The 12,452-nt window shown below is 60.3% G+C and carries 14 protein-coding genes; 7 read left to right on the forward strand and 7 right to left on the reverse strand.

The features are described 5' to 3' along the window. Nucleotides 1-7: 7 nt before the first annotated feature. Complete coding sequence (locus V8P77_RS03275; protein ID WP_335910671.1) at nucleotides 8-538, reverse strand: GNAT family N-acetyltransferase; 531 nt, start codon at nucleotides 536-538, stop codon at nucleotides 8-10. Between the two features lie 280 nt (nucleotides 539-818). Here V8P77_RS03275 and V8P77_RS03280 point away from each other — a divergent pair, with 280 nt between their 5' ends. Together V8P77_RS03280 and V8P77_RS03285 are read left to right on the forward strand one after the other, a co-directional pair. Next, a complete protein-coding gene (locus V8P77_RS03280; RefSeq protein WP_335910672.1) occupies nucleotides 819-1,409 on the forward strand; it encodes a 3'-5' exonuclease in 591 nt (196 codons plus the stop codon). A gap of 78 nt (nucleotides 1,410-1,487) precedes the next feature. Continuing rightward, nucleotides 1,488-1,982: a CreA family protein gene (locus tag V8P77_RS03285; RefSeq protein WP_335910673.1), complete on the forward strand. Its 495-nt coding sequence runs from the start codon at nucleotides 1,488-1,490 to the stop codon at nucleotides 1,980-1,982. 276 nt (nucleotides 1,983-2,258) lie between these two features. Here V8P77_RS03285 and V8P77_RS03290 read toward each other — a convergent pair whose 3' ends face one another. Continuing rightward, nucleotides 2,259-2,729: a chemotaxis protein CheW gene (locus V8P77_RS03290; protein WP_003541378.1), complete on the reverse strand. Its 471-nt coding sequence runs from the start codon at nucleotides 2,727-2,729 to the stop codon at nucleotides 2,259-2,261. Nucleotides 2,730-3,049: 320 nt separating this feature from the next. On the opposite strand from V8P77_RS03290, the gene V8P77_RS03295 reads away from it, so the two are divergent. Both V8P77_RS03295 and V8P77_RS03300 read left to right on the forward strand, forming a co-directional pair. Further along, nucleotides 3,050-3,652: an SCO family protein gene (locus tag V8P77_RS03295; protein ID WP_335910715.1), complete on the forward strand. Its 603-nt coding sequence runs from the start codon at nucleotides 3,050-3,052 to the stop codon at nucleotides 3,650-3,652. A gap of 68 nt (nucleotides 3,653-3,720) precedes the next feature. Then, nucleotides 3,721-4,599 carry a 50S ribosomal protein L11 methyltransferase gene (locus V8P77_RS03300; RefSeq protein ID WP_335910674.1) on the forward strand — a complete coding sequence of 293 codons (879 nt, stop codon included), beginning with the start codon at nucleotides 3,721-3,723 and terminating at the stop codon, nucleotides 4,597-4,599. Between the two features lie 405 nt (nucleotides 4,600-5,004). Here the strand turns inward: V8P77_RS03300 and V8P77_RS03305 are convergent, their stop codons facing one another. Then, a complete protein-coding gene (locus V8P77_RS03305; protein WP_003541368.1) occupies nucleotides 5,005-5,178 on the reverse strand; it encodes a hypothetical protein in 174 nt (57 codons plus the stop codon). Between the two features lie 279 nt (nucleotides 5,179-5,457). On the opposite strand from V8P77_RS03305, the gene V8P77_RS03310 reads away from it, so the two are divergent. Then, nucleotides 5,458-7,293, forward strand: a complete 1,836-nt coding sequence (locus tag V8P77_RS03310; RefSeq protein WP_335910675.1) for an aminopeptidase P family protein — start codon at nucleotides 5,458-5,460, stop codon at nucleotides 7,291-7,293. A gap of 67 nt (nucleotides 7,294-7,360) precedes the next feature. Here the strand turns inward: V8P77_RS03310 and V8P77_RS03315 are convergent, their stop codons facing one another. Both V8P77_RS03315 and V8P77_RS03320 read right to left on the reverse strand, forming a co-directional pair. Continuing rightward, nucleotides 7,361-7,669: an AzlD family protein gene (locus V8P77_RS03315; protein WP_017965080.1), complete on the reverse strand. Its 309-nt coding sequence runs from the start codon at nucleotides 7,667-7,669 to the stop codon at nucleotides 7,361-7,363. Between the two features lie 3 nt (nucleotides 7,670-7,672). Further along, nucleotides 7,673-8,404: an AzlC family ABC transporter permease gene (locus V8P77_RS03320; RefSeq protein WP_335910676.1), complete on the reverse strand. Its 732-nt coding sequence runs from the start codon at nucleotides 8,402-8,404 to the stop codon at nucleotides 7,673-7,675. 132 nt (nucleotides 8,405-8,536) lie between these two features. Here V8P77_RS03320 and V8P77_RS03325 point away from each other — a divergent pair, with 132 nt between their 5' ends. Continuing rightward, nucleotides 8,537-8,791 (forward strand): DUF2164 domain-containing protein, encoded by a 255-nt coding sequence (locus V8P77_RS03325; protein ID WP_168330171.1) that lies wholly within the window; start codon nucleotides 8,537-8,539, stop codon nucleotides 8,789-8,791. 83 nt (nucleotides 8,792-8,874) lie between these two features. Further along, nucleotides 8,875-10,467: a hypothetical protein gene (locus V8P77_RS03330; RefSeq protein ID WP_335910677.1), complete on the forward strand. Its 1,593-nt coding sequence runs from the start codon at nucleotides 8,875-8,877 to the stop codon at nucleotides 10,465-10,467. A 53-nt stretch (nucleotides 10,468-10,520) separates the two neighbouring features. Here the strand turns inward: V8P77_RS03330 and V8P77_RS03335 are convergent, their stop codons facing one another. Then, a complete protein-coding gene (locus V8P77_RS03335; RefSeq protein ID WP_335910678.1) occupies nucleotides 10,521-11,186 on the reverse strand; it encodes a dihydrofolate reductase family protein in 666 nt (221 codons plus the stop codon). 94 nt (nucleotides 11,187-11,280) lie between these two features. Continuing rightward, nucleotides 11,281-11,907 (reverse strand): bifunctional nicotinamidase/pyrazinamidase, encoded by a 627-nt coding sequence (gene pncA / locus V8P77_RS03340; protein ID WP_335910679.1) that lies wholly within the window; start codon nucleotides 11,905-11,907, stop codon nucleotides 11,281-11,283. Between the last annotated feature and the right edge of the window lie 545 nt (nucleotides 11,908-12,452).

A 12,452-nucleotide genomic window follows, 5' to 3' on the forward strand; every position in this document is an offset into this window, starting at 1 on the left:
CGCTTGCTCATAACCTGAGCCGCGCCATCGTATAGGCGTCGACATACTCGCCTGATCGAAAGCCGAAGGCCTTCAACAGACCTTCCTGTTCGAAGCCGAATTTCCGGTAGAGGCCGATGGCGACGTCGTTATCGGTGTAGACGGTCAGTTCCAGCCGTTTGATATCGAGCCAGTTGTCGGCGGCCTCGACAAAAGCGGCGAGCAGGATCCGCCCGAAACCGCGGCCGGTGAAGTCGTCATGCACGCCCATGCCGATGCTGGCGACGTGCTGCCGGCGACCGGAAAGGCGGTTGAGGCCGCCATTTCCGACGATCCTGCCATTTTGGGTGACGACGAGGTTGAGCGCGCCTGGCGACGGGTTTTCCATGTATTTGCGAACCTCTTCGACCCGCTGGTACGGCGGCCGTAAGGTGCCGGCCCGGTAGCCCGGCAGATTTATCAGATCGGTGATCTCCTCCGCATCGGACAGGTGGACGGCGCGCACGAGGACACCATCCGGCAGGCTCGCTCGGGGTTCATTCTCTTCGCTTTCGGACATTCATGCTCTCCGTTTGTTTCAGGAGGAGAGCCGGCTTTGCGAAAACCCTGCTCGCCTCGGCAGGGTTTTCGGGATGATCGGATCGCTGCTAACGCGCCATCGCTCCCGCGTACCCTGCAAGGGTCGTGGTGTGATGGATAAGCGCTGCCATGGTCATGGAACCGATCATGGCAACAAGTTTCGATATGCGGGGTAAAAAGTCAACCGGGCGTCGGATCGATTTGCGTGGCCGGAAGCGGGACGGTATTTCTGTGGCCGAAGAAATGATTCGGGTGCTGATTTGAAGACCATCGCGATTGACTTCGAGACGGCGAACGAACAGCGCGGCAGCGCCTGTTCCGTCGGGCTTGCCTGGATCGAGGACGGCAGGGTGACGCGCGTCGAGGAGCGGCTGATCCGGCCCCGAGACATGCGCTTTTCCGGGATGAACATTGCCATCCACGGCATCCGGCCGGAGCATGTCGAGGATGCGCCCGAGTTTCCCGAGGTGATGGACGAGTTTCACGAGGATTTTCGCGGCGCGACCATGATCGCGCACAATGCCGCCTTCGATTTCAGCGTCTGGCGGGCGAGCCTCGATCTCTACCGGCAGTCCTATCCGGAGTTAACCTATCTCTGCAGCCTGAAGATGGCGCAGCGGATCTGGCCGCATTTCCTCTCGCACCGGCTGAACCTGATCGCCGAGCATCTCGGCCTGCGTTTCGTGCACCACAACGCCGCCGAAGATGCCGCCGTCTGCGCAGCGGCTGCAATCGAGATGGCAAGGGCGGTCAAGGCTCATGCCGTCCACGCCATACCGGCATTGATCGGCATGAAGCCAGGTCGGCTGACGGCGCGGGCCTACGAGCCCTGCACCTGCCGAAAAGCCTGATCCCTTTCTGGAAACGTCGTTTTCTTGCAAAGCATGGGTGCGTGCTTATCTAGAATGCGGATTATTCAGGGAGCCGCCATGTCCAGACTGCGCAATCTTCTCCTCGCCGCCTTCTCTTTCGCCGCCATCTCTACAGGTGCTGCCTCGGCCGAAGTCGTAGGCAAGGTCGGGGTCGACTGGATCGGCAACGACATCATCGTCGATGCGGTCTCCGACCCTGACGTCAAGGGCGTAACCTGCCACGTCACTTATTTCGACCGCAGCCTGATCGACCGGTTCAAGAACGGCAACTGGTTCGAGGATCCGTCCAACAATTCCATTGCCTGCCGGCAGACGGGGCCGATCGAGATCGGTAATATCGACCTGTCCAAGGGCGGCAGCGAGGTGTTTCGCCAGGGCATGTCGCTGATCTGGAAGACGCTGGTCGTCAACCGTATCTACGACAAGACCAACGACACGCTGATTTATCTCGCCCATTCGCGCGAACTGACCGACGGTTCGGCGAAGATGTCGATCTCGACTATTCCGCTCTACGGGCAGAGCGTTGTCTGGAAGAATGGGAAGCCGCAATAGGGCGCAAGGTGCACCGGGTTTGGGCAGCGCCCTCATGCCTGTGCTTGTCACAGGCATGAGGGCGCCCAAGTCCTTGGGCGCGAGAAGACCTTTCCATAGAGGCAAATAGGTCATTCACCGCGCCCGACGCGCGGTGGCTGGATCTCTGTGACAGGCACAGAGATGAGGGAGGAGAGGAAGTGCCACGCCGCGAAGCGAGGCGAAACTACTTCCCCAATTCCTAAAATCAAAAAGGCCCGGACGAGCCGGGCCTTCGAATTCAAGATATGAGTATCCTCAGGCGGCCTGTGTCAGCTCATCGGCAATGACCGTGTCGAGGTTCAGGAAGCAGACCATGGTCTTTTCGAGCGCGACGATGCCGCGGCAGAAGGCGCGCTGGGCCTCCGGGATGATTTCCGGCGGCGGCTGCAGGTCTTCGCTCTTGATGGTCATCATGTCGGAAACCTGCTCGACCAGCAGGCCGACCAGCTTGCCGGCGATGTCGGTGACGATGATCGCCGAGCGCTCGGAAGGCTCGGTCATCTTCATGCCGAGGCGGCAGGCCATGTCGATGACGGGGATCACGGCGCCGCGCAGGTTGATGAGACCCAAGACGTAGGGCGGGGTGTGCGGCATCGGTGTCACTGGCGCCCAGCCGCGGATTTCGCGGATGGCCATGATGTCGATGCAGAATTCCTGATCGCCCAGGTGGAACGAAACGATTTCGAGATAAGCGCCCGACTGCTTGATGGCGTTATTGTTGTTCATGGTCAGAATTCTTCCCAGTTGTCCCCAGCGGGAGAGGCGATGTAGAACCGCCGTTAAATATAGATGTGACGGCTTAAGTCTTTCCTAACGATATGTATTTTCGGAATGGCCGTCGCTCTAGAGTAAGCTTTTCAAACACATGCATTTTTGATCCGTGCAGATTCCTGGGGGCGGATTTGGTTGCCGTGGCAGTTTCTACCGGTGAGACAATTCAACACGGGTTCGAAAACATATTCTTGAATTGCGCGCCTCCGCTCGAGGCTATAATCACGCCAGCAGGGGCGGGCCGCGCGTCTCCGCCTGGATCGAGGATCATGCCAATGAAGACATTCCGCATCGCCGTCTGGGTCGGTGTCCTGATACTTGCCGGGTTTCTTGGCGCGGTCACGCTCTACCTGACGAAGTCGAAGAATGTCGTGGCGGAAGCGCCTTTCGGCGTGCCCTTCACCCTGGTCTCTCAGAGCGGGCAGCCGATCACCGAGGAGGCGCTGCGCGGCAAGCCGACGGCGCTGTTCTTCGGCTTCACCCATTGCCCGGAAGTCTGCCCGACGACACTTTTCGAGCTGAACGGCTGGATGGAGAAGGTCGATCCGAAGGGCGATAAGCTGCAGGCCTATTTCGTGACCGTCGATCCGGAGCGCGACACGCCCGAGATCATGAACGAATACGTCTCCAATGTTTCCGAGCGCATCACCGGCATTTCAGGTGCGCCTGATAAGATCGCCGAGGTCGTCAAGGGGTTCCGCGTCTACGCCAAGAAGGTGCCGGTCGACGAGAAGGATCCGAACGGCGACTATACGATGGATCACACCGCTTCGGTCTTCCTGCTCGATTCGGCCGGGCGGTTTGCCGGAACGATCGCCTATGGCGAAAACCCGGACACGGCGGTAAAGAAGCTGGAGAATCTCGTCAGCAAGGGGTGATAGTTTCAGCGTGATGGGGCGTTGGCTCGATCGGCGGCGGGCAACGGAAACGGGAAAGACCGCCTATCGTGAGTGAAATCCGCCTTTACGTGACGACGACCGAAGCCAAGGCCGAGGAGATCCTCGACCTTCTGAGCGCGGTCTTCGGTGAAGAAGACTTTGCCATCGGCACCACCGAGATCGATGAGAAGAAGGATATCTGGGAAGCCTCGATCTACATGATGGCCGAGGACGAGGCTGAGGTGCTATCCCGCGTCGAGGACGCATTGAAGGCCTCTTTCCCCGATGCCCGGCTGGAGCGGGAAGTCATCCCCGAGATCGACTGGGTGGTGAAATCGCTGGAGGGGCTGAAGCCCGTTCGGGCGGGGCGTTTCCTGGTACATGGATCGCATGACCGCGACAAGATCCGCCCCGGCGACATCGCCATCGAGATCGATGCCGGCCAGGCCTTCGGCACCGGTCATCACGGCACGACGGCGGGCTGCCTCGAGGTGATCGATAGCGTGGTGCGTTCGCGCCCGGTCCGCAACGCGCTCGATCTCGGCACCGGCAGCGGCGTACTGGCGATTGCGGTGCGCAAGCTCAGGAACATACCGGTGCTGGCGACCGACATCGATCCGATCGCGACGAAGGTGGCGGCCGAGAACGTCCGCCGCAACGGCATCGCCTCGGGTATCGTCACCAGGACCGCGCCGGGCTTTCATGCGACGGCCTTTTCCGAGCATGGTCCCTTCGATCTCATCATCGCCAACATTCTCGCGCGGCCGCTGATCCGCATGGCGCCGAAGCTTGCGACGCATCTTGCGCCTGGCGGATCGGTCATTCTCTCCGGCATCCTTGCTGGGCAACGCTGGAAGGTGATCGCCGCCTATAGCGGCGCGAGGCTTCGCCATGTGCGGACCATATGGCGCAATGGCTGGGTGACCATTCACCTCGATCGGCCGTGATGAGGGCGAGAGTTGGGGAGGCGAATGCGGTGTCCTCTTCTCCCCAGCGGGGAGAAGTGCCGGAGCGATAGCGAGGCGATGAGGGGGGTGAGCGGCGAAGCCGCGAATGCGCTGAGCGCAGCGAAGGGCAATGAATGGCGTGCCGTGTGGCCCCCTCATCCGACCCTTCGGGCCACCTTCCCCGAGGGGAGAAGAGGGAGCAAGCTGCGACCTGATCATTCCATAGGATATAGGATAGTGTACCGTGCCTTGTTGAAGACAACAAAAAAGGCGGTGCCGATGGCACCGCCTTCGACCGGTCTATCCGGTCAATGCCCGCGAGCTCAAGGGGAGGAGCGCTCGAGCGGGCTCTACTGCATTCCAATAGGCCGGTCCGGGAGGGAGGAGACGGACTGGCTTTCAGGCTTAGAACGCGTAGCTGGGGGCGCCCTTGTGGCGCGTGGCCCGCTGGCCGGCGCCGAGCAGCTTGAGGCTGTCTTCGTTCTGCGGGCGGCGGGCGCCGATCACGTGACGCACGGTCTGGCGTTCGCCAGCCTGCACCGGGCTGCTATATGCGAAGCGCGAGAGAGAGGCGGTCATTTCAAGAATTCCTTTGTTTACAGGTTCATCGCGAACCGTTCGATGACGCCTATATAGCTATTCTGAAATGCGGAGGCAGAGGGTTTTGCTCATGGGAGCCATGCGGCCAATGCATAAAGCGTGCCAAATTAACTTTTGGCGTCACAGTTCTGTCAAAATGTTGAGCGGTCCCAGGGGTTTCGACTCGTTTTGTCGCTTTTTCTCCCCATCGGTTGAAATTTCGCTAACATGGCCGGCATCCCATTAACCGGATTCGTCTCAATCATTCGGGTTTCCAGCATGTTTCAGTCTTTCGAGGTTACCTCCACGCCGCAATTCGGCAGGGATCGTGTGTTGGCGCTGCGCGCCAGTTTCGATTCGCTCGGCATCGACGCCTTCCTCGTGCCGCGCGCCGATGAATTCAACGGCGAATATGTTCCCGCATGTTCGGAGCGCTTGGCATGGCTGACCGGCTTTATCGGCTCGGCCGGCATTGCGCTGATCCTGCGCACGCAGGCGATCGTCTTCGTCGACGGACGCTATGTGACGCAGCTTGCCGAACAGGTCGACGGTTCGGTCTTTTCGGGTGGCGATCTCGTCAACGAGCCGCCGCATGTCTGGCTTGCCGCAAACGGTGCCAAGGGCCTGCGGCTCGGCATCGACCCCTGGCTGCATGCCGGGGCCGAGGTGCGCCGTCTGGAAAGGGCGCTGTCGGAGATCGGCGGCACATTGGTTTTCCTGCCGCACAATCCGCTCGACAGGCTTTGGGACGACCGGCCGGCCGAGCCGCTTGGCGCGGTCAGCATCCAGAACGTCGCGCAGGCCGGTTTGCTGGCGCGAGAGAAGATCGCGACGATCGCCGCCGATCTTTCGAAGAAGAATCTTGCGGCGGTGTTGATCGCCGATCCCTCTTCGGTCGCCTGGACCTTCAATATTCGCGGCGCCGATGTGCCGCACACGCCGCACCCGCTGGCGCGCGCCATCATCCATGCCGACGGCCGGGCCGAGATCTTCCTCGACAAGCGCAAGACCGGCATCGAGCCGGAGGCCTATCTCGCGCAGATTTGCACGCAGCTGCCGCCATCGGCGCTGGAAGAAAAGCTCGCCGCCGTCTCCAGGGACGGCGGCCGCGTGCTGATCGACCCTGACATTGCCGCCTATGCGTTGGCGGAGATCATCCGCAAGGCGGGCGGCGAAGTGGTGGAGGGCGCCGATCCCGCCAAATTGCCGCGCGCAGTGAAGAACGACGTCGAGATCAACGGCTCTGCCGCCGCGCATCTGCAGGACGGGGCGGCGATGGCGGAATTCCTTTATTGGCTGTCGCAGACGAAGCCGGGCACGGTGAGCGAGATCACGGCTGCCGAGCATCTCGAAGCGGCTCGCGCCCGCGTCGGCCAGAGTATGCAGAACCCGCTGAAGGATATTTCCTTCGACACGATTTCGGGCGCCGGCGAACATGCGGCGATCATGCATTATCGCGTGACGACCGAGACCAACCGGATGATCGAGGCCGGCGAACTCTTCCTGATCGATTCCGGCGCGCAATATATCAACGGCACGACCGACATCACCCGCACCGTCGGCATCGGCGCTGTTTCGGAAGAGCATCGGCGCTTCTTCACGCTGGTGCTGAAGGGGATGATCGGGATCAGCACGGCGCGTTTCCCGAAGGGCACGCGCGGCTGCGATCTCGATCCGCTGGCGCGCATCGCCTTGTGGCGGGCCGGTGCCGATTTCGCTCACGGCACAGGCCATGGCGTCGGCTCCTATCTCTCGGTGCATGAGGGGCCGCAGCGCATCTCCAGGCTGTCGACTCAGGAACTGCTGCCCGGCATGATCCTTTCGAACGAGCCGGGCTATTACCGGCCCGGCAGCTTCGGCATCCGCATCGAGAACCTGATCTATGTGCGCGGGGCCGAGGAGATCGAGGGCGGCGATGCGCCGATGCTCGGATTCGAGACGCTGACTTTCTGCCCGATCGACCGCAGCCTCGTCATCCCCGAGCTTCTGACCCATGACGAACTGCACTGGTTCAACGACTATCATCGCCGCACATGCGAGGCGCTGATGCCGCTCATCCACGATCACGATGTCAGGGCATGGCTCGAAAACGCGACGCTGCCGCTGGAATATTGAGAAAGCGGCGTCAGCCTTAGCGACGCTGTAGTACCTTGAATTTCTGCGCCGGCTTTCGGGCCGGTACTCAGGCGCCGATCGTGTGGCGCCAGGTCATCACGACGATCCACGCGGCGACCAGCATCCATGTATGGGTGAAGCGCAAGCCGATGAAGAGGGCGGCGATCAGCGCCAGCTTCGATTCCCAGCCGCCGATGAAGAAGGCGGGTGCGACCAGCGTCGTCAGCACGGCGGCCGGCACGGCATTCAGCGCCGCCTCCATGCGCGGGGGGATGCTCTTCATTCGGGTGATGAGGATATAGCCGCCGATGCGGGTGGCGAAGGTGGCGGCGGCTGCGGCGAGGATGACGAGCGCCATGTGAAGATCGAATTCCATGGCTTAGACCTCGTGCACTTCGGATTTAAGGGCGTCGGCTTCGAGATCAGCCTCTTGCGGCGGCAAAGGCAGCACGGCGGCGAGTAGGATGCCGACGGCAGCACCGAGGCTGACATGCCAGGGCGAGCCGACATAGCGGTAGGCGAGTACGGAAGCCACAGCGCTGACGAGCGCCACGGGCAGGAAATTATCGCGCTTGCGGAAGCCGAGGACGATGCCGAGGAAATAGGCCGGCAGCAGGATATCGAGGCCGATCGCCTTCGGATCGCCGATGAAGCCGCCGAGCATGCCGCCGATGACGCTGATCAGCACCCAGGGAATGTAGATGATGATGCCGAAGCCGAGATACCAGTCGAAGGTGAGCGGACGGCCCGCTTCGCCGCGCTTCACCGCTTCGGCAAATTGCGGATCGACGAGCAGAAAGAAGGTGAAGAATTTCTGCACCGGCGTGAAATGGCCGATGTAGCGGGCCAGCGCCGCCGAATAGAGCACGTGACGGAAATTGACGGCGAGGATCGACAGTACGATCAGCCAGGCGTGGACATTGTGTCCGAAGAGTTCGATGCCGACCATCTGACTGGCGCCGGCATAGACGGTGGCGCTCATGAAGGCGGCTTCGGAGAGCGACATGCCGTTTTCGACCGCAAGCGCTCCGAAGAGGGCGCCAAAGGGCGCCGATGCCAGCGCAACGGCGGAGCCGCCCCGCAAACCTTCTACAAAGTCGGCGCGATTCATGGGATCTTTCCTGTTGGAATTCAGGTTTTCCCTTATGGTCTGCGGCCTGCGACGGCAATTGAATTTCATTGATTGACCAATCGATTTCGCTGAACCATCAAACTCCCGATCGCATTCGGCAAAGAGGAAACCATGAAGAAGATCGAATTTTCGAAGGAAGAAAAGGCTGAGATCGTTTCGCGCATCCGCGCTTATTTCGACCGGGAGCTGGATCCCATCGGCGCCTTGCCGGCTGAATTCCTGCTTGATTTCTTCGTCGAGGAGATCGGCGCGTACGTCTACAATCGAGGGCTGAGGGATGCGCAGGCAGCCCTGTTGAAGCGAATGGAAGACATGGCCGAAGATATCCATCTGCTTGAGAGGGAGGAAAAAATTCTAGCGCCTTAGAATCAAACCAGAGCCCTCACTTAACGCCAAATTATGTCTGCGCCGATATGGTCGGGACGCTTTCTTTCACCGGGTTGCGTGTCTTGGCCTTGATTGTCTCTGTTATCGATGAACCTCGATCCGCCAAACTCGGCAAGGCGTTGATCTTCATGACCTGGCTTGCGCTGGCGTCTGCGCTTTGCTGGTCCGAAACCGTCTGGCGTGACGAGGTCCGTGCATTGTCACTGGCCCTTCAGGGGGACAGTTTCATCGATATGCTTCGCCAGATGCATGGCGAGGGGCATCCTGCTCTCTGGTATATCCTGCTGCGCGCCGCCTATGTCGTGGTTGGCTCGCCTGTCGTCCTGAAGATCGTCGCCCTGACGATTGCGGCGGCTGCGGCCTATCTTCTGGTTTTCAGGCTGAAACTGCCGCTTTCCATCATGCTGCTGTCGTTGTTCAGCAGCTTTTCGATTTTCGAATATGCCGCGATGTCGCGAAATTACGGCATCAGCATGCTGGTGATTTTCCTTATCGTCCTGAATTGGGAGAAAGGAACACGCAACGGCATATTGCTTGGCCTTTTGTTTGCCTTGCTGGCAAATACCAACGTCCATTCGATCGTGCTGGTCGGCGGCTTCCTCGCCTATTGGTTTTTCACTTTGCTTCTGGCGCGACCAAAGCGTCCTCTGAACGAATATCGGGCCTTTGCGACAGCCGCTGCCATTGCCGCGGTTGGAATTGTTCTATGTTTCCTAACGGTCTATCCGACCTTCAATGATACGGGGCAGAACGATCTCAGCGGCAAGAATTTCGCTTTGCTTGCCCTCGGTGCGCTTGCCGTGCCCAGTTCCCATTTTATGGAATTCTATCCCAACCGCGTCCTTGAACTGGTCGTGGCATATCCGTTGGCCTCCCGTATTTTCGCAGCGTTGATGTCCGTGCTTATCTACGCCAGCCTGTTGGCGCTGGCGAACCGGCGGCCGGCGATGATCGCAGCCGGACTGGTTCTGTTAGGGCTTTCGCTGCTTTTTACGCTTGTCTATCCGGGCGGATACAGACATCAGGCGCTCTGGCTGGTTTTCATGATCGCGATCACCGCTTTGACCAGGCGTACCCAGCGCGAGGGGGCGGGCGCTGCCGGCATCGAGGCTACTGGCGGGATCGTAAGGTTCGGGCGTCTGTGCTTCCTGATATTGCTGGCGCTACAGGTCGTGTCCGGTATCGAAAAGGTCAATCGGGCCTTCATAGCCGAAATTCCCCTGAGCCGAAGCAAGGATTTCGGTGCGTTCATGCAATCGCGCCCTGATCTCAAGGACGCGGTCATCATGGCGGATCCCGACTATCTCGTGGAGGCCTTGCCCTATTACGTCTCCAACCGCACCTATCTTCTGCGCGAGGAGCGGTTCGGCGCCATCGTGCGATATACCCGCAACGCGCGGCTTTCGCTCAGCCTTGCCGATATCCTCCAATCAGCACGCCGATTGCAGCAGAGTGAGCGGGTGCCTGTCATCATTCTTCTCTCGCAGCGGCTCGATCGGATCACCGCTCCCGTCTCCTTGCGTGAAAGCTACGTGTGGCGGCTGTCTCTGACGCCAGAGGAGATTTCGGCTTTCCAAAGCGCGACAGAGCTCGTCAAAAGCTTCGGTGCGGTTGCCGGAAGCGATGAGACATACGACGCCTATGTCTTGAAATAAGAAGCCAGACAGCTGCCCGCCTAGCCTCCGCTCTTTCGTTCGCCCGCGCTTTCTCAGCCCTCGCGCTTCATCCGCTCCCGGCGTGCGAGTTCGGCCTGCGAGGGCTCGGCCATCGCGAAGCTGCCGGTTTCGACCTCGCCGGCGCGCTTGTAGACGCTCATGATGACGCCGGTCGTCGATACCGAGCTGGCGGTGAGCTTCAGGGCCGCCGGCTTGGCGCCCTTGCCGAACAAGCGCTTGCCGGGGCCAAGGATGAGCGGGAAGGTCAGGAGCCGGAGTTCGTCGATCAGGTCGTGCGCCAGCAGGGTTTGCAGCAGGCCGCTGCTGCCCTGCGTCAGGAGGTCGGGACCGTCCTGCTGCTTCAAACGGGCGATTTCGACGGCGGCATCGCCGCGCAGCCCAAAGGAATTTTCCCAGGTGAGCGGCTCTTTCGAGGTGGTTGCGACATATTTGGTCGCGGCATTGAAGGCTTTTCCGATGGGATCGTCTTTGCCGACGAAAGGCCAGTGCGCCGCGAAGATCTCGTAGGTCTTGCGGCCGAGCAGCAGTGCGAAGGGATCGGTAAAAATCCCGTCCATGAAAGCGCCCATCGGCTCGTCCCAGTAATTGACGGTCCAGCCGCCAAGGGTGAAGCCGCCGGTCGGATCCTCCTGCGGCGCGCCCGGCGCCTGCATGACGCCATCCAAGCTCACGAAGGCTGCGGTAACAAGCTTTCTCATCTCTCAACTCCCTGACTGGTGTGTTCAGAGCCAAGGACGGATGGACCTGTGCCGATCCGACATCCGCCACACTGTCTTTTGTCGCTGATCTCTATCAGCCGGCCAGGGCCTTGGCGCTGTCGATGATCGCGATGCCATGCGCCCGCATTTCGTCGATGGCGGCGGCAACATCTTCAGGCGTGATGCCGCGGCTTGCATCCTCGATGAAGCGCACGCGGATACCCGGCATCATCTCCAGTGCGTCGAGTGCGGAGAACTTGACGCAATAGTCGGTCGCCAGCCCGCAGACGTCGAGGTCGGTGACGCCTTGGCCCTGCAGGAAATCGGAAAGGCCGGTCGAAGCATCGCGGTCATTGTCGCGGAAGGCCGAATAGCTGTCGATATGGGGATCCTCGCCCTTCTGCTGGATCAGATCGATCTCTTCGGATTTGAGTTCTGGATGCAGTTCGGCATCGAGCGTGCCCTGGATGCAATGGTCGGGCCACATCATCTGCGGCTTGCCCGACAGTTCTCCCATCTCGAAGGGAGCGACACCGGGATGGGCGGAGGCGAAGCTGCCATGGCCCGGCGGGTGCCAGTCCTGCGAGGCGACGATCAGGTCGTATTTGCCGCTGTCGATCAGCCTGTTTGCGACGGGAACCACCTTGTCGCCCTCCGGCACCGGCAGATTGCCGCCCGGACAGAAGCCGTTTTGAATGTCGACGAGCAGCAGCGCTTTCATCAAGGCCAATCCCTTCGCTTATTGCATTGTAAGATGCCAAAACACCGAACGCATCAACTAGTGGATTTCCAGGCGCGGACGCGCAAGTGTTAATTCTGGCACCAGGGGTAGTAAGTCGTCAAAACAGAATGCGCTGATGCAATTGCGAGAATTGTGGAGCTTTCTCGTGTTGAGATGGAACGGAGGGGAGCGGGATCGCAGACAACAGCAAGCCGGAGACAACGGCAATTGCCACCAAATTCGATCTGCCTGCGTAAGACGCTTTTGCGGGGCATGATGGATCGAGGCTCCGCCGGCGGCGGAGCCCGGATCTCGACCTGCTAGACAGCAGCCACGTCGTCGGCTGTGGAATCACCTGCTGCTGCGGAAGCGCCGTAGGTATTTGCGATAGGTTTCGAGGGCGCGGTCGACGCACGTTAACCCTCGTTTACAAAGCTGTTTCGTTGGAATTCTTGTTTTTTAGCTATAGCTTTGTCTGGGGCGATTAAATCCATGCCCGAGTTTGCCTGAAATTGCCGTAACGCAGCGCACGGAGGAGCTATGGG

The sequence above is a fragment of the Rhizobium aouanii genome, assembly GCF_037002925.1.
GTDB classification, from domain to species: domain Bacteria; phylum Pseudomonadota; class Alphaproteobacteria; order Rhizobiales; family Rhizobiaceae; genus Rhizobium; species Rhizobium aouanii.

Bases quoted from the DNA above. Each gene is read 5' to 3' on its own strand.
- V8P77_RS03315 (WP_017965080.1), bottom strand. From the start codon at position 7,669: ATGGAATTCGATCTTCACATGGCGCTCGTCATCCTCGCCGCAGCCGCC.
- V8P77_RS03320 (WP_335910676.1), bottom strand. From the start codon at position 8,404: ATGAATCGCGCCGACTTTGTAGAAGGTTTGCGGGGCGGCTCCGCCGTT.
- V8P77_RS03275 (WP_335910671.1), bottom strand. From the start codon at position 538: ATGTCCGAAAGCGAAGAGAATGAACCCCGAGCGAGCCTGCCGGATGGT.
- V8P77_RS03290 (WP_003541378.1), bottom strand. From the start codon at position 2,729: ATGAACAACAATAACGCCATCAAGCAGTCGGGCGCTTATCTCGAAATC.
- V8P77_RS03310 (WP_335910675.1), top strand. From the start codon at position 5,458: ATGTTTCAGTCTTTCGAGGTTACCTCCACGCCGCAATTCGGCAGGGAT.
- pncA (WP_335910679.1), bottom strand. From the start codon at position 11,907: ATGAAAGCGCTGCTGCTCGTCGACATTCAAAACGGCTTCTGTCCGGGC.
- V8P77_RS03325 (WP_168330171.1), top strand. From the start codon at position 8,537: ATGAAGAAGATCGAATTTTCGAAGGAAGAAAAGGCTGAGATCGTTTCG.
- V8P77_RS03295 (WP_335910715.1), top strand. From the start codon at position 3,050: ATGAAGACATTCCGCATCGCCGTCTGGGTCGGTGTCCTGATACTTGCC.
- V8P77_RS03335 (WP_335910678.1), bottom strand. From the start codon at position 11,186: ATGAGAAAGCTTGTTACCGCAGCCTTCGTGAGCTTGGATGGCGTCATG.
- V8P77_RS03285 (WP_335910673.1), top strand. From the start codon at position 1,488: ATGTCCAGACTGCGCAATCTTCTCCTCGCCGCCTTCTCTTTCGCCGCC.
- V8P77_RS03305 (WP_003541368.1), bottom strand. From the start codon at position 5,178: ATGACCGCCTCTCTCTCGCGCTTCGCATATAGCAGCCCGGTGCAGGCT.